Source organism: Plantibacter sp. Mn2098 (assembly GCF_049319745.1).
Classification (GTDB): Bacteria; Actinomycetota; Actinomycetes; order Actinomycetales; family Microbacteriaceae; genus Plantibacter.
The window spans coordinates 1-19,207 of record NZ_JBMOUH010000016.1 but is presented as its reverse complement, the minus strand read 5'-3'; the positions used below and the strand labels follow the sequence as shown (position 1 = coordinate 19,207).

Sequence of the window (19,207 nt, the reverse complement as noted above, 5' to 3'; positions counted from 1 at the left end):
GGAGGGTGCTGCGATGCTGTGCCCAGTTGACGTTCTGCGGGAGACCGCCCGGCGTCACGTCTGCGAGAGGAAGTTGCGTTGTCGATCGCTCATCTGGGGACCGGTGAATCACGTTCATATGATGAACCGCGCAGCACCGAGCGCACGCCGCCCCACGACCTCCTCGCGGAGCAGAGCGCCCTCGGCGGCATGCTGCTCAGCAAGGACGCGGTCGCCGACGTCGTCGAGATCCTCCGCGGGGTCGACTTCTACATCCCCAAGCACGAGGTCATCTACGACGCCCTGCTGACGCTGTACTCGCACGGTGAGCCCACCGACGTCATCACGGTCACCGACGAGCTCGTCAAGACCGGTGAGCTCTCCCGTGCCGGCGGCGCGGACTACCTGCACACGCTCACGAGCCTCGTGCCTACTGCGGCCAACGCCGGGTACTACGCCCGCATCGTCTCCGAGCGCGCCCTGCTGCGTCGTCTTGTCGAGGCCGGCACGCGCATCGTCCAGATGGGGTATGCGGCCGAGGGCGAGGCCGTGGAGCTCGTCAACACGGCTCAGGCCGAGATCTATGCCGTCTCAGGCACCCAGGAGGTCGAGGATTACGTCCCCCTGACCGAGGCCGTGAGTGCCGCCATCGACGAGATCGAGGCTGCGAAGCACACCGATGGCTCCATGACGGGTGTGCCAACGGGGTTCAAGGAGCTCGACGAGCTCACGAACGGCCTGCACCCGGGCCAGCTCATCATCGTCGCGGCCCGACCCGCCATCGGAAAGTCGACGCTCGCGCTCGATTTCGCCCGTGCGGCATCGGTCCACTACAACCAGCCGTCGATCTTCTTCTCGCTCGAAATGGGTCGTAGTGAGATCGCCATGCGTCTGATGAGTGCCGAGGCGTCCGTGCCGCTGCAGCTCATGCGCAAGGGCACGGTCGACTCGCAGGACTGGACGAAGATCGCCCAGGTCCGCGGCCGCATCAATGATGCCCCGCTCTACATCGACGACAGCCCGAACATGACGCTCGTCGAGATCCGGGCGAAGTGCCGTCGACTCAAGCAGAAGGTCGGCCTGAAGATGGTCGTCATCGACTACCTGCAGCTCCTGACCTCCGGCAAGCGTGTCGAGAGCCGTCAGCAGGAGGTCTCGGAGTTCTCCCGTGCACTGAAGCTCATGGCGAAGGAGCTCCAGGTCCCCGTCATCGCCCTGTCGCAGCTGAACCGTGGCGCTGAGCAGCGTGCCGACAAGATGCCGGCCCTCTCCGACCTCCGTGAATCGGGCTCGATCGAGCAGGACGCCGACATGGTGGTGCTCCTGCACCGTGAGTCCGCCTACGAGAAGGACAGCCCCCGAGCCGGCGAGGCCGACCTCATCATCGCCAAGCACCGCAACGGCCCCACCCGCACCATCACCGTCGGCTTCCACGGCCACTTCTCGCGCTTCGCGGATATGGCGCCGGGGATTTAGGCCGCCACCTGTTCCTCCCTCGGGGAGTCGCCTCGTGCTCGACGATGATGTCGAGGCGCGAGCGGCCCTCGTGCATAGGCCGTCGGCTACCATTCAGACATGACAACTCCGGACCCGATCGACGACGTCTCGATCGGCGGCGAAAGCATCCGCCTCGGCCAGTTCCTGAAGTTCGCCGGGGCGCTCGACTCCGGTGGAACGGTCAAGGAAGCCATCCTCGACGGATATGTCTCCGTGAACGGCGAGGTCGATCGCCGTCGCGGACGGCAGCTCCAGCTCGGCGACATCGTGAGTTTCAGCGGTCGCAGCGTGCGCGTCTGCGCGTGACTGGCTGATTTGCGGGCCCAGCGCCGGTACGTCTAGTCCGCCCCACCTCAGCCCGCGAGGGGTCGCATATGGCTAGTCCAGGCCCCGTCCAACTAGCCGTTTGCGACCCCTCGCGGGCTGTCAGCAGGTTTCGTAGCGATAGGCGGGGGACGACGCAGGGGCGACGCCCCGATCTCGAAGGAGGACGGAGATCGATGCGCCGCGCGCGGCACATGCGGCCGTGAACGCGGCCCGGGGCGTGTCGGCGTACTCGATTTCGATGACGTGGGTGCCGTAGACGTCGGTGTAGGCGCCGCACTCGTTGTAGACCTGGCATTCCTCGGCGACGGCGACGGCGAAGTCGAATCCGATCGTGTCCGCCGCGGCGGATCCTAGATCGGGCGTGTTCTTCTGAGCGATGGCAAGACCCGACTCGTGCGCGTGACGGACGAGCTGGGTGGCGAGCGCGATGTTGTCAGCCTGGGTGAGGGCGCCGTGCGATCGACTGTACGAGTCGAGATTGTCCGGCTCCACGGCCTGGAACCCCTTCGCCGCGCACTCGTCGATCCAGCCGTTCACGATCGCCGCGATCGCTGCGCGCTTGCTTCCTGATGAGGTGTCGAGGAGGTACTCGTCGGGCCATTCCGGATCGACGAGCGGACCTCCATCAGCGCTCTGCAAGACGAGATCAGGATGCTGGCCGGTCCAGAACTCGGCGTCGCCCGGCTGCGTCTGGAACGCGTTCACGTAACAGATGTTGTAGACACCGGACACGGGGGAGGAGCTGCTGTCCCGGACGACGATCTCCACTGACGGCTCCGGCGGATAGGACCCGCCGAGTTGGTAGTCGGCGCGCCCGTGCGCGGGCGGCAGGGTGACCACGGCGTTCCCGGTCGTGGTGCTGCGGGAACCCGCGGGCGTCGGCGTGGGACTCGATGTCGACATCCCAGCGGAGGCGCCATCGTGAGCAGGCCGGGTGCCCGCGCCGGTCCGAGCGCCGCCACCGATACCGACCCCGATGCCGAGCGCAACGATGGCCACGACGGCGGCAATTCCGACCACGACGGCGGCACTTCCGACCACGAGCGCTGTCGTCGCGGTACGTCTGGCGGGGAAGGATCGCATGACCGTTCCAGTCTGTGGATGCCCCGCCTCGAGCTGATCTCTGGCGTCACGGTCCGGGTCGGTTCACTGATGAACGCGCCGGCTGGGTACTCCACGCTGCCCCAAGCCTACGAGACATCGGCATTATGGTCCTCAGGGTCCAGGAGGAGGATCAGGGGATGAAGCTGCTCCTGGGGAGAAGCGGCCCGCCGCACGGCAGCGCACGGCAGAAGGGGAACCGCGCGAGAGAAGGACGTTTCCGGCGGATTTGTCCTTCTGTGGGGCGGATCTCCTCCTGCCGTGCGGCGGCTGGAGCACGCGCGGCCACGGGCATCCAGGCACCCGGCAGATTCGGAGCCGCCGAACGCGTAAGCTGGTATGGACTTCCTGCAAGAGATTGAGACGTTCACCGTGGCCAGAAACCCGATCGACGGCGCCCGGCACGACCGGTACTGGATGGTGCCGATCCTGCGCGCTGTGGTTGCGCTCGCCACGGCCGGTGTCATCACGTTCACCGCCGGACACTCGTCGCACTTCGGCCTCAACGTGTTCGGCGCATTCGCGCTGGCCTCCGGCCTCGTCGTCGGAATCGCCAGCATCCGTCTGGTGAGCGAGCCCGTGACGCGTGCGTTCTTCGTCGGCCAGGGCGTCATCGGCGTCGTCACCGGTGTGCTGGCGCTCGTGCTGAGCGGCGGCGGCCTCGGCATGCTCCTCTACGTCGTGTCCGTGTGGGCTGCGCTCACCGGCTTCCTCGAGCTCTACAGCGGTCTGCGCAACCGCGGACGCCACCCCGGCGCGAAGGACTGGACCGCCGTCGGCGCGTTCACCGTCCTCCTCGCCATCGCGACGCTCCTCGTCCCGCCGGGCCTCGAGCAGCGATTCGCCGCTCCTGGCGGCATCGAAGGCATCCTGCGCGCCGACATCGTCGTCGTCGGACTCGTCGGCGCCTACGCGGCGATCATCGGGGTCTTCCTGGTCATCGGCGGTCTTTCCCTGAAATGGGCTGCAGCGAAGCAGATCTCCCCGTCGAACGAGCCGGAGGCGGCGCTGTGACCAAGCCCAACCGAGACGACGTGCTGCGGCCAGTCGAGCTGCTCATCCTCTCCGGAGTGATGGGTGTGTTCACCGGCCTCGTTGTGCTGATGTCCACCCGCGACCTCATGTTCGGCGTCATCGGGCTGGGCGTCGCGTTCATCGTGTCGCTCATCGTGCTCGCGATGCTGGCCCTCGCGGTCAAGCCCGACCTCGAGGAGAAGCGCGACCTCGACGAGCAGGACCGCGGTACCGACGAGCCGCCGGCGCCGCGGCCGCCGTCCGGTCACTGACGGAACGCTTGTTCGCGCCTGCGCTAGTCAGCGCTTGCACGCCTCCAGCCGGTTTGCAGAATTCAGGACGCTCCACTGAATTCAGGACGATTTCGTCGCGTTGAGTCCTGAATCTTCCTGAATTCTGCAGAAGTTCCTGAATTGCGGAAGTACACGAAGCACACGAGGCGGGCACAACGGCGAATGCCACGCGCAGGCACTGCGGCGCAAGGGCGACGGCCGCAGAGCGACCGCCGCCGCGGACGCTACGGCAGGTAGTCGACGAGCGAGTCCGACAGGCCGATGTACGTGGACGGCGTGAGCGCGAGCAGACGCTCCTTGGCGGCGTCGCCGATGTCGAGACCGTTGAGGAACTCGACGAGGTCGGCCTGGCCGATGCGCTTGCCTCGCGTCAGCTCCTTGAGCACGGCGTACGGGTCCTCGATCGTGGACCGGCCGGCGGTGACCTCTGCGCGGATGACCGTCTGGATCGCCTCGCCGAGGACCTCCCAGTTGGTGTCGAGGTCGGCGGCGAGCACGTCCTCGGCCAGGTCGATCTGGCCAAGGCCGCCCAGGATGTTGTCGAGCGCGAGCAGCGAGTGTCCGAACCCGACGCCGATGTTGCGCTGCGCGCTGGAGTCGGTCAGGTCGCGCTGCAGACGCGAGGTGACGAGGGTCGCTGCGAGGGAGTCGAGGATCGCGCTCGAGAGTTCGAGGTTCGCCTCGGCGTTCTCGAAGCGGATCGGGTTGACCTTGTGCGGCATCGTCGAGGAACCGGTCGCACCGGCGACGGGGATCTGACGGAAGTAGCCGATGGAGATGTACGTCCAGATGTCGGTCGCGAGGTTGTGCAGCACGCGGTTGGCGTGGGAGATCTTGCCGTAGAGCTCTGCCTGCCAGTCGTGCGACTCGATCTGCGTGGTGAGCGGGTTCCAGTCGAGGCCGAGCCCCTGCACGAACTCGCGTGAGATCGTCGGCCAGTCGGCCTCGGGGTCCGCGACGAGGTGGGCGGCGAAGGTGCCGGTCGCACCGGAGAACTTGCCGAGGTACTCGTTGGCCTCGATCTGCAGGGCGATCCGCTCCAGGCGGTACACCGTGACGGCGAGTTCGCGGCCCATCGTGGTGGGCGTCGCGGGCTGGCCGTGCGTGCGGGCGAGCATCGGAACGGCGCGGAAGTCGACGGCCTTCGTGCGCAGCGCGTCGAGCACGAGGCGCAGCTTGGGCAGCCAGATCGACTGCACGGCCGCGGAGACGGTGAGCGCGTAGGCGAGGTTGTTGATGTCCTCGCTCGTGCACGCGATGTGGGTGAGCTCGGCGATGCGGTCGAGACCGAGCGCCGACAGCCGGTCGCGGACGAGGTACTCGACGGCCTTCACATCGTGACGGGTGACGGCCTCCTTCTCGGCGAGCCAGTCGATGTCGGCCTGGCCGAACTCGAGGTAGAGCGCGCGCAGGCTCTCGATCTCGTCGACGCTCAGCGGAGACGAGCCGAACATCGACCGGTCCGTGAGCGTGATGAGCCACTCGACTTCGACCTGCACACGGGCGCGGTTGAGGCCGGCCTCGGAGAGGTACTCGCCGAGCTCCGTGACGGCTGCGCGGTAGCGGCCGTCGAGGGGGCTGATCGGCTGGGCGGGGAAACGAGTCATGGGGTGGCTCCCTGTTGTAGTGCTGGTTCGAGTTGGCGGAACAGTGCGCGGCAGGCGTGGTCGATCATGTCGAGGACGGTGTCGAACATCTGCGCGTCGGAGTAATAGGGGTCTGGGACGTCGAGTTTGCCCGCCTGGCTGCGGTCGAAGCCCAGCAGCAGGTGGATCTTCGAGCGGTCGGCCTCCGTGGTGGCCCAGGTGCGGAGGATGCGGTCGTGGCTGCGGTCCAGGGCGACGACGAGGTCGTACTCGGGGAACCGATCGGCGTCGAACTGCTTCGCCCGATGCGATGACGCGTCGAAGCCGCGCAGCTGGAGGGCCGTCACGGTGCGGTGATCGGCGTGCTCTCCGACGTGCCAGTCGCCCGTGCCGGCCGAGGTCACCTCGACCCGGTCGCTCAGGCCTGCAGCGTCGACGAGCCCGGCGAAGACCACGGCGGCCATCGGTGAACGGCAGATGTTGCCCGCGCAGACGAAGCACACGCGGAACGGGGTGATGCCGGGGTCGGCCTCCCCGATGCTGTTCATGGTTCCATTCTGGGGGACAGGGGGTCCCGGCGGGAACACGGATTCGTGGTCGCGTCCGGCACCGGAACCGCTACCGCCTCGGCTGCGGGCGCGTGATGATGCCGATGAGCCAGTTCACGATGGAGATCACGATGGCGCCCAGCACGCCCCACCAGAAGCCGTCGACCGTGAGCCCGAAGCCGAACCAGCTGCTCACCCACGCGGTGAGGAGGAGCAGGAGTCCGTTGATGATGGGGGCGATGAGGCCGAGGGTGAGGATGTAGAGGGGGAACGCGAGGACCTTGATGATGGATCCGACGATCGTGTTGACGACGGCGAAGATGAACGCGACGAGCGCGAAGGTCAGGATGGTCGCGAGGGTGTCGCCCGGCGTGTAGGCGGTCATGTGGATGCCGGCGACGAGCAGGGTGGTGACCCAGATGGCGAAGCCGTTGGCGAGCAGGTTCAGCAGGAAACGTCCCATGCGGCCATTGTCCCATCCCGTCCCGCGCAGCCCAAGGGTCGTGTGCCACCGTCGTCGGTCGCCTGGGGGAGCTCGACTGTTCACAACTCAGGAGCGCTCTCGGCGTGTCGCCCCAGATGGCATGATGCGGGGCCGACACACCGGGGCGCTCCTGAATTGCGAACAGGCGTGGGAAGGCTGGAAGTCCATGCCGCTCCGGGAATCAAGCGGGCCATAGACTCGACGGGTGAGTGCGCAGAACCAGCAAGCAGGAACCCCGGCACCAGCTGAGACGGCCGACAACGTGTCCCCCGTGAAGCTCCGCCCAGAGATCGCGGCCCTTCCGCCGTACAAACAGGGAAAGCCTGCCGCGGCCGACGCCTTCAAGCTGTCGAGCAACGAGACCCCGTTCCCCCCGCTGCCGGCGGTGCACGAGGCGATCGTCGCAGCCGCCGCCGACGTCAACCGGTACCCGGACGGCGGTGCCCTCCGCCTGCGTCAGACCATCGCGGACTGGCAGGGCGTCAGCGTCGACCGGATCCACGTGGGCTCCGGTTCGCTCGCGATCCTCAGCCAGTTCATCAACGCCGCTGCCGGCCCTGGCGATGAGATCCTCTACGCCTGGCGCTCCTTCGAGGCCTACCCGGGTCTCGTGACGGTCGCCGGTGCGACGAGCGTGCAGATTGCCAACCGTCCGGACGGCTCCCACGACCTCGATGCGATGGCCGCTGCCGTCACGGACCGCACCCGCCTCATCATCGTGTGCACCCCGAACAACCCGACGAGCACGATCGTGACGAAGGACGCCTTCGCCGCGTTCGTCGCCGCCGTCCCGTCCGACGTCCTCATCGTCCTCGACGAGGCGTACCGCGAGTTCGTGACCGACCCCGACGCCGTCAACGGCATCCCGTTGCTCGATGCGCACCCCAATGTGATCGTGCTCCGCACCTTCTCCAAGGCGTACGGTCTCGCCGGCCTCCGCATCGGTTGGGCCATCGGCCACCCTGCCATCCTCGAGGCGGCGCGCAACGCGGCCCTCGCCCTGTCGATCACGGCGGCGGCTCAGGACGCTGCGGCAGCAGCCATCGCCCACCTCCCGGAGATCGAGACCAGGTCCGCCGAGATCTCGACCCGCCGCGACCAGGTCGCCGGCGCCCTCCGCGAGCAGGGCTGGTTCATCCCGGAGGCCAACGGCAACTTCGTGTGGCTCGCCCTCGGGGCGGAGTCGGTCGCCGCCAACGACGTGTTCGTCGCCAACGGGATCGTCGGACGCCTCTTCCCGGGCGACGGCCTCCGCATCTCCATCGGCGAGGAGGAATCTGTGGAGAACCTCCTCACAGCCGCCGCGGAGATTGTGGCGACACTTCCGGACGGCCACCCGGCCAGGCGGGTAGCGTAGAACGATGCCTCGAACAGGAGAAGACGACCGCATGACACCCGTGCAGTTCCTCGATGCGTCGGGGACGTTCACCCCCTCGGCGACGTCCGAGCAGTACCAGCCCTTCCTCGACCGCCTCACTGAGACGGATCTGCAGCAGTTCTATCGCGACATGGCGAGCGTGCGCGCGTTCGACGAGGAGGCGACGAACCTGCAGCGTCAGGGGCAGATGGCCCTGTGGCCGCCGAGCCACGGCCAGGAGGCGGCCCAGGTAGGTTCCGCCCGTGCCGCTCGCGCTCAGGACAACATCTTCCCCTCGTACCGTGAGCACGTCGTCGGCATGATCCGCGGCATCGACCCGATCGACATCATCCGGCTGATGCGCGGCAACACGCACGGCGGATGGAACCCGTCGGACCCGAAGAACGGCAACTTCCACCTCTATACCCTCGTGCTCGGCGCACAGACGCTGCATGCGACCGGGTACGCGATGGGCCTGAACTTCGATGGCGCCGTCGGCACGGGCGACCCGGAGCGCGATGAGGCGGTGCTCGTCTACTTCGGCGACGGCTCCAGCTCAGAGGGCGACGTCAACGAGGCGATGGTCTTCGCGGCCAGCTACCAGACTCCGCAGGTCTTCTTCCTGCAGAACAACCAGTGGGCCATCTCCGTGCCCGTCGAGCGCCAGTCCCGCACGCCGCTCTACCAGCGCGCCGCCGGCTTCGGGCTCAACAGCGTGCAGATCGACGGCAACGACGTCCTCGCCAGCTACGCGGTCTCCGCGAAGCACCTCGACGAGGCGCGCGCAGGTCAGGGTCCGAGCCTCATCGAGGCGATGACGTACCGCGTCGGCGCGCACACCACGAGCGACGACCCCACCAAGTACCGCAGCAATGAGGAGACGGAGTCGTGGATCGCCCGCGACCCCATCACCCGCTTCAAGACGTACCTGCAGGGCCTCGGCGCCTCGCAGGCGTTCTTCGACGAGGCGGATGCGGAGGCCGCGGCGCTCGCCGAGGACGTCCGCGTCCGGACGCTGGCGCTGGAAGCCCCCGATTCGTCGATCATCTTCGATCACGTGTACTCGGAACCGCACCCGGTCATCGCGGAGCAGAAGACCTGGCTGGAACAGTACGAAGCATCCTTCGAGGGGGGAGCGGCATGAGCGTCGAGACGATGCCGATGGCCAAGGCCCTGAACGCCGGCCTCCGCAAGGCGATGACGGAGGACGAGAAGGTCATCCTGATGGGTGAGGACATCGGCCCGCTCGGCGGCGTCTTCCGCATCACGGAGGGCCTGCACGCCGAGTTCGGCGACAAGCGCGTCCTTGACACCCCGCTCGCGGAGTCCGGCATCGTCGGCACTGCGATCGGCCTGGCGATGCGCGGCTACCGCCCGGTGTGCGAGATCCAGTTCGACGGGTTCGTGTTCCCCGCGTTCAACCAGATCACGACGCAGCTCGCGAAGCTCACGAACCGTCACGAGGGTTCGCTCTCGCTGCCGGTCGTCATCCGCATCCCGTACGGCGGGCACATCGGCGCGATCGAGCACCACCAGGAGAGCCCAGAGGCGTACTTCGCGCACACGGCCGGCCTCCGCGTGGTGGCGCCGTCCACGCCGAACGACGCGTACTGGATGATCCAGGAGGCGATCGCGTCCAACGACCCGGTCATCTTCTTCGAGCCGAAGAGCCGCTACTGGCCGAAGGGCGAGGTCGACCTGTCGGCGTCCGCGGCCCCTCTGCACGGCAGCCGCGTCGTCCGCACCGGGACGGACGTGACGCTCGTCGGCCACGGTGCCGTCATCAGCGTCCTGCTGCAGGCGGCGGAGCTGGCGCAGTCGGAGGGCACGAGCGTCGAGGTCGTCGACATCCGTTCGCTCTCGCCCATCGACTACACGCCGATCGTCGAGTCGGTCCGCCGGACGGGCCGCATGGTCTACGTCCAGGAGGCGCCCGGCTTCACGAGCATCGGTTCGGAGGTCGCCGCGACCGTCACGGAGCGCGCGTTCTACTCGCTGGAGGCGCCCGTCCTGCGGGTCTCCGGGTTCGACGCCCCGTTCCCACCCGCGAAGGTGGAGGGGCTGTACCTGCCCGACGCCGATCGGGTGCTCGAAGCCATCGATCGTTCGTTGGCCTACTGATGCGTACCATCGCTCGCGATGAGCGGGGGCGGGCCGTCAGCTCGGCCGCCCGGAGAAATGAGGGACACCATGAGTGATCTGCAGTTCGAACTGCCGGATGTCGGCGAGGGTCTGACCGAGGCGGAGATCGTCTCCTGGAAGGTCGCCCCTGGCGACGAGGTGTCGGTCAATCAGGTGCTCGTGGAGATCGAGACGGCCAAGTCGCTCGTCGAGCTGCCGTCGCCGTTCGCCGGCACAGTCGGCGCCCTGCTCGTGCAGGAGGGGCAGACGGTCGACGTCGGCACGCCCATCATCCAGGTGACGTCCGCTGATGCAGCAGGTGCTGCCGCAGCCGGGACCGATGCGAGCGCCGGGGTTTCGAGCGCGGCCGCGGAGGCTGCGTCCGAGGGTGCACAGATCGTGGCCGACGCAGCTGCCACCGTGTCGAACGAGGACGGTGGGGGAGCGGTGCTCGTCGGCTACGGGTCGGCCGGGCATGTGCAGAGCCGTCGTCGTGGGCGTGTCGGCGCCGGTGCGACCGCAGGCGCCGGCGCTGCTGCGGCAGCCGCTCCGGGCGTCGGCTCGTCGGCCGCATCCGCCGCGCAGGCTCCTGCCGCGCCGCAGAAGCGCGTCGTCCCGTCCAGCGTGCCGGCGGCATCGGCATCGCCCGTCATCGCGAAGCCGCCCATCCGCAAGCTCGCGAAGGACCTCGGTGTCGACCTCGCAACGGTCGAGGCCACCGGGCTCGCCGGTGAGATCACCCGAGACGACGTTGTGCGTGAGGCCAGCCAGGCGAGCGTCTTCCGCAACATCCAGACGCCGGACTGGGCCGACGAGCGCGAGGAGCGCATCCCGGTCAAGGGTGTCCGCAAGGCGATCGCCAACGCCATGGTCAAGAGTGCGTTCACCGCCCCGCACGTCTCGCTGTTCGTGGACGTCGATGCGACGCGCACGATGGAGTTCGTGAAGCGCCTCAAGGCGTCCACCGACTTCGCGGGCGTCAAGGTCTCGCCGCTGCTCATCATGGCGAAGGCGATGATCTGGGCCGTGCGCCGCAACCCGACGGTCAACAGCAGGTGGACGGATGAGGAGATCATCGTCCAGCACTACGTGAACTTCGGTGTGGCCGCCGCGACCCCTCGCGGTCTGCTCGTGCCGAACATCAAGGAGGCGCAGGCGATGAGCCTGCTCGAACTGGCTCAGGCGCTCGAGAAGCTCACGCTCACCGCTCGCGACGGCAAGACGACGCCCGCGGACCAGCAGGGCGGCACGATCACGGTCACGAACATCGGCGTCTTCGGCATGGACACCGGCACGCCCATCCTGAACGCGGGCGAAGCCGGCATCGTCGCGCTGGGCACGATCAAGCAGAAGCCGTGGGTCGTCGACGGCGAGGTGCGCGTGCGCTACGTCACGACGCTCGGCGCGTCCTTCGACCACCGCGTGGTGGACGGCGATGTGGCGAGCCGCTTCCTGGCGGACGTCGCGTCGATCATCGAGGAGCCGGCGCTGCTCCTGGAGTAGCCGAGCTGCTGCCGCTGCCGCTGCCGCTGCCGCTGCCGCTGCCGCGCCGCATGGCAGCAGGCAAACCGCCTGAGGGAAGGCCGATCCGCGAGGATCCGGCCTTCCCTCAGGCGGTTCTCCTCTTCTGGGGCATGCCCCGGGGTATGGCGCAAGCTGAGCGTCCGCCGCACGCACGCCGCTGAGTTTGAGAATCAGTATCAATAGGCGTACCGTGGGGTCATCCACCCCAACCTAGAAAGCCTGCCGATGCGCACACGCAGAACCACAGCCCTCCTCGCGATCCTCCCAGCGGCTGCCCTCCTCCTCGCAGGATGCTCCGCGACGTCCTCTGACGCGTCGACCGGCTCCGGCAAGGTCGACGTCGTCGCCTCCACCAACGTCTACGGCGACATCGCGACCAAGATCGGCGGCGACCACATCGCGGTCACCTCCCTCATCAGTTCCAGCGCCCAGGACCCGCACTCCTTCGAGGCGAGCGCCCAGGACCAGCTGGCGGTCAAGAAGGCGTCGGTCATCATCGAGAACGGTGGCGGGTACGACCCCTTCGTCGACACGCTCATCTCCTCAGCCGGCAACTCCGACCGGACCGTCATCAACGTCGTCAAGCTCTCGGGCCTCGACCCCGACGGCAAGACGGAGGGCTTCAACGAGCACGTCTTCTACGACCTGCCGACGATCTCGAAGCTCGCCGATGAACTCGCGAAGGAGTTCGGCAAGGCCGACTCCGCCAACGCGGCCGACTTCACGAAGAACGCGGAGACGTTCAAGTCGAGCCTGGCCAAGATCGAGGCGTCCGCAGCCGCGATCAAGGCCGCGCACAACGGTGAGGGCGCAGCCATCACGGAGCCCGTCCCGCTGTACCTCATGCAGAGCGCCGGCCTCGTCAACAAGACGCCGGCCGAGTTCAGCGAGGCCATCGAAGAGGGCACGGACGTCTCGCCGGCCGTCCTCAAGGAGACCCTCGACCTCTTCGGGTCAGGCACGGTCTCGATGCTTGCCTACAATGAGCAGACGAGCGGCGCAGAGACCGAACAGGTCCAGAACGCCGCGAAGGCAGCGGGCGTCCCGGTGGTGCCGTTCACCGAGACCCTGCCTGATGGCAAGGACTACCTCTCCTGGATGACCGACAACGTCGCAGCGATCGCGCAGGCGCTCCAGAAGTGACGGGAACCGCACCCGCAGCAGCAGTGGCTGATGCGCACGCCGAGCAGGGGGCCGGTCGCGAGGAGCGTCCGTCACCCGGCTCGACGCGCGAGCCAGTGCTCGAACTGCGCGGTGCGGAACTCGGGTTCGGCGGGCGGACCCTCTGGCACGGCCTCGATCTGACGGTCGCGCCGGGGGAGTTCCTGGCCGTCCTCGGCCCCAACGGCTCAGGCAAGACGAGCCTGCTCAAGACCATCCTCGGCCAGCAGCCGCTCGACGGCGGCAGCATCCGATTCGAGGGAGGTCCGGTCCGTCGCGGCGACCGCCGCATCGGCTACATCCCGCAGCAGAAGCTCATCCCGGCCGGAACACCGATGCGCGGACGCGACCTGGTGGCGCTCGGTGTCAACGGGCACCGGTTCGGCTTCCCTGTCCACGGCCGCGCCACGAGGGCTCGGGTCGATTCCCTGCTCGATGCCGTTGGCGCCTCGCGATACGCGGACAGCCCGGTCGGCAGCCTGTCGGGTGGCGAGCAGCAGCGGTTGCGTGTTGCCCAGGCCATCGCAGACGATCCGGCACTGCTCCTGTGCGACGAGCCGCTCCTGAGCCTTGACCTCCAGCACCAGCGCGGCGTGAGCGAGCTCATCGACCACCGCCGTCGTGAGCACAACGCCGCCGTCGTCTTCGTGACGCACGATGTGAACCCCGTGCTGCCCATGGTCGACCGCATCCTCTATCTCGCCGGTGGCCGCTTCCGTGAGGGGACGCCGGACGAGGTGCTGCGCAGCGAGGTCCTCTCCGACCTCTACGGCACACCCGTCGACGTCCTCCGCAGCCACGGCCGTGTCGTCGTCGTCGGCATCCCGGACAGCGAGACGCACCATCACCACCACGACGAGCACGGTCTCGTTCTCCCGGAGGCTGAGCGATGAGCGGAACGATCGCGATGTCGGCCCTCACCTCCCTGCACGGGTTGGTGAGCGCCGCTGCGGCCGCCCCCATCGCGACCCCGGCGGCGACGCCGGGTGACGACAGCATCTGGGGCAGGCTCTTCTCCTTCTCCGACTACGGCGACCTCCTCTCCCTCGTCCACAATTCGATCGTGGCCGCAGCGGTGCTCGGCATCGTGGGTGGACTGATCGGCGTCTTCGTGATGCAGCGGGACATGGCCTTCGCCGTGCACGGGATCAGCGAGCTCTCCTTCGCCGGTGCGGCCGGCGCCCTGCTCCTCGGGCTCAACGTGGTCGCGGGTTCGCTCGTCGGGTCGCTCATCGCGGCCATCATGATCGGGCTGCTCGGGGCCAAGGCCCGGGACCGGAACTCGATCATCGGCGTCCTGATGCCGTTCGGGCTGGGCCTCGGCATCCTGTTCCTCGCCCTGTATCCGGGCCGGAGCGCGAACAAGTTCGGCCTGTTGACCGGGCAGATCGTCTCGGTCGACGACCCGCAGCTCTTCTGGCTCATCGGCATCAGCATCGTGGTCCTCATCGGGCTGCTCCTCATGTGGCGTCCGCTCACCTTCGACAGCCTCGACCCGGATGTCGCCGCCGCCCGCGGTGTGCCCGGCCGGTTCGTGTCCCTCGCCTTTATGGTGCTGCTCGGGCTCATGGTGGCGGTGTCGGTGCAGATCATCGGTGCGCTGCTCGTGCTGGCCCTGCTCGTGACGCCGGCCGCCGCCGCGCTCCGGGTGTCGTCCTCGCCAGTGCTCGTTCCTGTGCTGAGCATGCTGTTCGGGTTCGTCTCCGCGGTGGGCGGCGTCCTGCTCGCGCTCGGCGGCTCCCTGCCGATCAGCCCGTACATCACGACCATCTCGTTCCTGATCTACCTCGTGTGCCGCATCATCGGCCCTCGTCAGCAGCGCAGGAGGACGGAACCCGGACGCGTTGGACGAGTCGGCCCGTCCGGCATCGGTTCCGCCGGCGCTGAGCGCCCCCTGGCAACCCGGCGATGACCGGCCCGCTCCGTGCGCCCCAACGGGTACCCTTGAGACGACGAGGAGGAGTCGTGGCGAAACGGAACACCTGGCAACGCGAAGCCGTTCGCGAAGCCCTCGGCGGCAACGACGGATTCATCAGCGCGCAGGGACTGCACGCCGAACTCCACGCGACCGGTTCTCCCATCGGCCTGGCGACGGTATACCGCGCGCTCGCGGACCTCTCGGTCGAGGGCGAAGCCGACTCGCTGCAGTCGCCGGAGGGCGAGAGCCTGTACCGCGCCTGCACACCGGGGAAGCACCACCACCACCTCATCTGCCGCAATTGCGGTCTGACCATCGAGATCGAGGCCGATGAGGTCGAGGCGTGGGCACGCCGGGTCGCATCACAGCAGGGCTTCACCCAGGCGCAGCACGTCGTCGACATCTTCGGGCTGTGCGCCGACTGCTCAGCGGCCGCCGCCGCATCGGACCAGGCTGGCGCGCTCACGGCGGACGACGCCCACGCCCACGCGGCCCCCGCCCGCCCGTCCACGCACCCCGCTCAGCAGCAGTGACCCCTCCCAGGGACAGCCTCCGGTCCGAATTGTGGCCTGAGACCGAGACCTGGAATCTCGAGGAGGAACGCGAGCCGCGGAACCTCAAGACGCCGCTCGCGCTCGCCGGAGCCGGGATCGTCATCGTCGGACTCTTCGTCCTCCGCGCCACGATGCCGATCAGCGCGGAGCTCACCCCGCCCAACGTGGTCAAGGACTTCTTCACGCTCACGCTCAGCGTCGTGGTGGAGTCCCTGCCGTTCGTGGTCCTCGGCATCGTGCTGTCGATCCTCGTGCAGGTGTGGCTGCCGGCCGGATGGCTCGAGCGGTGGCTGCCGCAGAACCAGATCCTCCGCCGCGCATGCATCTCCCTGCTCGGGATGTTCCTGCCGGTGTGCGAGTGCGGCAACGTCCCACTCGCCCGCGGGCTCATCCTCCGAGGGTTCACCGTGCCGGAGTCGATCACGTTCCTGCTCGCGGCGCCGATCCTGAACCCGATCGTCATCGTCACGACGCATCAGGCGTTCGGCTGGGACGGCGGGATCCTCGTCGCCAGGCTCGTCGGCGGGTTTGTGCTCGCGAACCTCATCGGCTGGCTGTTCAGTCGTCACCCCGATCCCGCATCGCTGCTGACGCCGAGGTTCCAGGCGTACTGCGAGATCACCGAGGAGCACGACCACGAGCACAGCCGCCTGGAACAGACGCTGCAGCAGTTCGTCGCGGAGGCCCGCGCTATCATGCCGGCGCTGCTGATCGGCTCCGCCGTCGCCGGGGCCGTCCAGGTGCTCGTGCCGCGAGAGGTCCTCGTCACGCTCGGCGCAAATCCGGTCTGGTCGGTGCTCGCGATGATGGCGCTCGCCCTGATCGTCTCGATCTGTTCCAACGTGGACGCGTTCTTCGTGCTGTCGTTCGGGTCCACGTTTATGCCGGGGTCGATCGTCGCGTTCCTCGTGCTCGGACCCGTGGTCGACGTCAAGATGCTGGCGCTCATGCGGACCACCTACACAACGAGGACGCTCGTGCAGATCACGGCGATCGCCATCCTCTTCTCCGCAGCGCTCGGATTCGGGGTGAACGCACTTGCCTGAGCACACGCGCGAGCAGGGTCACACCCACGAGCAGGGCCACACCCACGATCCCTCGCCCGCGGATCGGGTCGGCACCCGCCGCCGCTTCAGCCTCGACGGCCTGCGGCAGCGCTGGTGGGGCGTCCTGCTCCTCGTGACGGCGGCCGTCTGCATCGTGTGGCTCGCGATGACGGACCGGCTCGGTCTGTACGTGCACCCCCGCTACTTCGTGTTCACGGTCATCATGGCCGGCATCGCGGTGGTGCTCGGTCTGTTCAGCGTGCTCGTGAACGTCCCGGCGGAGACCGAACCGCCGCGCAGGGGACGCGCCGTCCTGGCCACCCTCTCCGTCATCGGCAGTCTTGCGATCGTGACCGCGATGGTGGTGCTCCCGCCCGCGACGCTGTCGGTCGCCACCGCGGACCAGCGTCAGGTCAACTCCGGCACGCTCTCCGGAACGGTCGACGGCAAGGACGCCCAGGCCGTGCTGACCGCCAACCCGGACTTCAGCACCTTCGGCATCAAGGACTGGGCGACGCTGCTGCGTCAGACCACGCGTCCTGCCGACCTCGTGGGCAAGCCGTTCTCCGGCACAGGGTTCATCATCAGCGATCCGGATGACGCCGACGTCTTCTTCATCTCACGCTTCGTCGTCAACTGCTGCGCGGTCGACGCCCAGCCCGTCGGCGTCCCCGTGCATCAGCCGGGGTGGGAGAAGCAGTTCGCCGCGGGGGCGTGGGTCCAGGTCACCGGAACGATCGCCGACGGAGCCGACTCCGCCCACACCCTCCAGGTGAACCAGCCGAAGGTCGACGGCATCCCGGAACCGAGCGATCCGTATGAGTACTGATGGTGTGATGCCCAGCCGGGGTGAGTCGGGGGCGACCAGCCAGGGGCCGACCGGTGGGCGTCGCCGCGATCGGGCCCGCGATGCCGCCGGCCGGTCGACGGGAGACGCCGGCGACCGCCGCTTCCGCCGGCTCGTCGCCATCGTCATCGTCTCCCTCCTGCTGCTCGCCGGCGTCGCGGCGCTCGCCGGATCCGTGCAGGGTCCGAAGCTCGTGCGGACGGACGTCGATCCCGCCGGTCTGGTGGAGTCCTCCGGGCAGCGGGTCGTGCTCTACGTCAACCAGCAACTCGGCAAGCTCGACGACGGCGCCGTCTCGATCTCACCGAAGGCGGACTTCGAGACCACGGCCTCCGGCAACATGATCACCGTGCAGTTCTCGCAACCGCTGAAGTACGCCACGGAGTACGCCATCGAGGTGGCCGGAGTGAAGGCCCCAGGCGGTGGTGTCGCGTCGACGCTCTCCACCGGGTTCACCACGACCAGCCCGCAGCTCTACTCCCTCATCCGCAATCCGGTGCCGGCCAAGGACCCGCAGGCGAAGAAGACCGATGACCGGATCGTCGCCCTCTCCCTCGACGGGAGCCCGGAGCGGACGGTCTACAGCGCACCCCGCATCCAGGAGTTCGCGGAGGTCGGAACGTCGTTGGCCGTTGCGACGCTGTCCCTCGGCGGGTTGAGCGAGTTGTCGATGGTGGACGTCGAGAGCGGGAAGGCGACGCCGGTCGAACTCCCCGTCGGGGGTTCCATCATGCAGTTGCAGAGTTCTCCGTCGCAGGGGATCATCGGCTTCCTCTTCACGGAGCAGTCGTTCAGCCGTGCCGGCGGGGACAACCTGACGCTCTATTCGCTCGATGTCCGGAAGCCGGGTTCGAAACTGCAGCGGGTGCCAGGCATCGACGGTGGCGCCGTGCACACCTCTGAGTGGCGGTTCGTTCCGAAGACGGCGTCGATGCTCGTGCGCACGCTCGACAGTTCGCTCGAGTTGCTGGACCCGACGGGTCAGGCGCAGCCGAGTCTGCTCGGGCGCTCCACCCTGTTGCAGAGTTTCATCCCGGGGACGACGAAGGTGGTCGTCGAGCAGCTCGACGGCGTCGTCGTCCTCGATCTCTCGAACGGCGATTCGAAGCCGTTGTCGCTGCCGTCGTTGCCGGCCAACGACATCCCGGGGCAGCTCGTCGCATTGAGTGAGCAGTTGTATGCGCGGATCTACTCGGCCTACGACGCCGCAACGCTCACGACCGACCAGCGGGTGATCGCCGTCAAGGACGGTGCGACCGCCGAGCTGTACCACCCGAAGGACGGCACCGTTCTCTGGGGAGTGTGCGCATCGCCGAACGCCGAGTACGTCGCCGTCGTCACGGTCCCCGGTTTCGCGTCCGCCGGCTTCGACGGGTACCCCAACCTGCCGATGCCGCGCGGCCCGGTCACCGAGATCGTCGAGTCCGCCACGGGAACCGTGAAAGCGACCGTTCCCGGCTTCGACCTGTCCTGGTGCCCTGCTGTGGCGAGCCCGAACTGAAACCGCGTGTTTCCGGGCGACACGCCCGGGCTGCGTGCGGGATTTGCGGGGTATGCGGGATCCACGTAAAGTAATCACTCGTCACCCCAAAGGTGCGGGAAGCGGAAGAGCTTCCCGGCCTCAAGTGGGACTGATACTCAGCCAAAAGTGAAGCGACTTTCGAGTCAGACTTCCTTCAAGTCTCGGTTGAAAAATCCAAGCTTAGTCGCTCAGATCCCGCCCGTATTCCAATGAGAATCGCGGCCACACGGATTTGACATACTGACTGAGTCTGGTAAGCTAGAGAAGTTGCCCTGCAGGGCGGTCGTGAGGCCAAAGGCAGGAGCATCCGATCCTTGAGAACTCAACA

19 protein-coding genes are annotated in these 19,207 nt (G+C 67.8%); 15 read left to right on the top strand and 4 right to left on the bottom strand.

Going from position 1 to position 19,207, the window contains the following annotated elements:
* The first annotated feature begins 78 nt into the window (after positions 1-78).
* The gene (dnaB, locus tag ACL9RL_RS19455; RefSeq protein ID WP_422781945.1) at positions 79-1,455 is read left to right on the top strand and encodes a replicative DNA helicase; all 1,377 of its coding nucleotides are present in this window, start codon (positions 79-81) and stop codon (positions 1,453-1,455) included.
* A gap of 99 nt (positions 1,456-1,554) precedes the next feature.
* Positions 1,555-1,782 carry an RNA-binding S4 domain-containing protein gene (locus ACL9RL_RS19450; RefSeq protein ID WP_422781944.1) on the top strand — a complete coding sequence of 76 codons (228 nt, stop codon included), beginning with the start codon at positions 1,555-1,557 and terminating at the stop codon, positions 1,780-1,782.
* 120 nt (positions 1,783-1,902) lie between these two features.
* Here the strand turns inward: ACL9RL_RS19450 and ACL9RL_RS19445 are convergent, their stop codons facing one another.
* The gene (locus ACL9RL_RS19445; RefSeq protein ID WP_422781943.1) at positions 1,903-2,886 is read right to left on the bottom strand and encodes an endo alpha-1,4 polygalactosaminidase; all 984 of its coding nucleotides are present in this window, start codon (positions 2,884-2,886) and stop codon (positions 1,903-1,905) included.
* 390 nt (positions 2,887-3,276) lie between these two features.
* On the opposite strand from ACL9RL_RS19445, the gene ACL9RL_RS19440 reads away from it, so the two are divergent.
* Together ACL9RL_RS19440 and ACL9RL_RS19435 are read left to right on the top strand one after the other, a co-directional pair.
* Complete coding sequence (locus ACL9RL_RS19440) at positions 3,277-3,918, top strand: DUF308 domain-containing protein (RefSeq protein WP_422781942.1); 642 nt, start codon at positions 3,277-3,279, stop codon at positions 3,916-3,918.
* Positions 3,915-4,190 carry a hypothetical protein gene (locus tag ACL9RL_RS19435; protein WP_422781941.1) on the top strand — a complete coding sequence of 92 codons (276 nt, stop codon included), beginning with the start codon at positions 3,915-3,917 and terminating at the stop codon, positions 4,188-4,190. The genes ACL9RL_RS19440 and ACL9RL_RS19435 overlap by 4 nt, the downstream gene beginning before the upstream one ends.
* Positions 4,191-4,435: 245 nt before the next feature.
* Here the strand turns inward: ACL9RL_RS19435 and purB are convergent, their stop codons facing one another.
* From purB to ACL9RL_RS19420, 3 genes are all read right to left on the bottom strand, one after another.
* Positions 4,436-5,818, bottom strand: coding sequence for an adenylosuccinate lyase (gene purB, locus ACL9RL_RS19430; RefSeq protein WP_422781940.1), 1,383 nt, complete (start codon positions 5,816-5,818; stop codon positions 4,436-4,438).
* Entirely contained in the window at positions 5,815-6,345 is a 531-nt protein-coding gene (locus ACL9RL_RS19425) for a low molecular weight protein-tyrosine-phosphatase (protein WP_422781939.1), read from the bottom strand. Before ACL9RL_RS19425 ends, purB begins: the two co-directional genes overlap by 4 nt.
* Before the next feature lie 70 nt (positions 6,346-6,415).
* A complete protein-coding gene (locus tag ACL9RL_RS19420) occupies positions 6,416-6,808 on the bottom strand; it encodes a phage holin family protein (protein WP_422781938.1) in 393 nt (130 codons plus the stop codon).
* 292 nt (positions 6,809-7,100) lie between these two features.
* On the opposite strand from ACL9RL_RS19420, the gene ACL9RL_RS19415 reads away from it, so the two are divergent.
* From ACL9RL_RS19415 to ACL9RL_RS19365, 11 genes are all read left to right on the top strand, one after another.
* Positions 7,101-8,186: a histidinol-phosphate transaminase gene (locus ACL9RL_RS19415; RefSeq protein ID WP_422781976.1), complete on the top strand. Its 1,086-nt coding sequence runs from the start codon at positions 7,101-7,103 to the stop codon at positions 8,184-8,186.
* Between the two features lie 4 nt (positions 8,187-8,190).
* Positions 8,191-9,330 (top strand): thiamine pyrophosphate-dependent dehydrogenase E1 component subunit alpha, encoded by a 1,140-nt coding sequence (locus tag ACL9RL_RS19410; RefSeq protein ID WP_422781937.1) that lies wholly within the window; start codon positions 8,191-8,193, stop codon positions 9,328-9,330.
* The gene (locus ACL9RL_RS19405) at positions 9,327-10,307 is read left to right on the top strand and encodes an alpha-ketoacid dehydrogenase subunit beta (RefSeq protein ID WP_422781936.1); all 981 of its coding nucleotides are present in this window, start codon (positions 9,327-9,329) and stop codon (positions 10,305-10,307) included. Before ACL9RL_RS19410 ends, ACL9RL_RS19405 begins: the two co-directional genes overlap by 4 nt.
* Before the next feature lie 69 nt (positions 10,308-10,376).
* Positions 10,377-11,810 (top strand): dihydrolipoamide acetyltransferase family protein, encoded by a 1,434-nt coding sequence (locus ACL9RL_RS19400; RefSeq protein WP_422781935.1) that lies wholly within the window; start codon positions 10,377-10,379, stop codon positions 11,808-11,810.
* Positions 11,811-12,056: 246 nt separating this feature from the next.
* Positions 12,057-12,974 carry a metal ABC transporter solute-binding protein, Zn/Mn family gene (locus ACL9RL_RS19395; RefSeq protein ID WP_422781934.1) on the top strand — a complete coding sequence of 306 codons (918 nt, stop codon included), beginning with the start codon at positions 12,057-12,059 and terminating at the stop codon, positions 12,972-12,974.
* Between the two features lie 23 nt (positions 12,975-12,997).
* The gene (locus ACL9RL_RS19390; protein WP_422781975.1) at positions 12,998-13,885 is read left to right on the top strand and encodes a metal ABC transporter ATP-binding protein; all 888 of its coding nucleotides are present in this window, start codon (positions 12,998-13,000) and stop codon (positions 13,883-13,885) included.
* A complete protein-coding gene (locus ACL9RL_RS19385) occupies positions 13,882-14,904 on the top strand; it encodes a metal ABC transporter permease (RefSeq protein ID WP_422781933.1) in 1,023 nt (340 codons plus the stop codon). Before ACL9RL_RS19390 ends, ACL9RL_RS19385 begins: the two co-directional genes overlap by 4 nt.
* Positions 14,905-14,957: 53 nt before the next feature.
* Positions 14,958-15,443, top strand: coding sequence for a Fur family transcriptional regulator (locus tag ACL9RL_RS19380; protein WP_422781932.1), 486 nt, complete (start codon positions 14,958-14,960; stop codon positions 15,441-15,443).
* A 152-nt stretch (positions 15,444-15,595) separates the two neighbouring features.
* Positions 15,596-16,510: a permease gene (locus tag ACL9RL_RS19375; protein WP_422781974.1), complete on the top strand. Its 915-nt coding sequence runs from the start codon at positions 15,596-15,598 to the stop codon at positions 16,508-16,510.
* Complete coding sequence (locus tag ACL9RL_RS19370; protein WP_422781931.1) at positions 16,503-17,339, top strand: TIGR03943 family putative permease subunit; 837 nt, start codon at positions 16,503-16,505, stop codon at positions 17,337-17,339. Before ACL9RL_RS19375 ends, ACL9RL_RS19370 begins: the two co-directional genes overlap by 8 nt.
* Positions 17,329-18,858: a hypothetical protein gene (locus ACL9RL_RS19365; protein ID WP_422781930.1), complete on the top strand. Its 1,530-nt coding sequence runs from the start codon at positions 17,329-17,331 to the stop codon at positions 18,856-18,858. The genes ACL9RL_RS19370 and ACL9RL_RS19365 overlap by 11 nt, the downstream gene beginning before the upstream one ends.
* Positions 18,859-19,207: the final 349 nt, after the last annotated feature.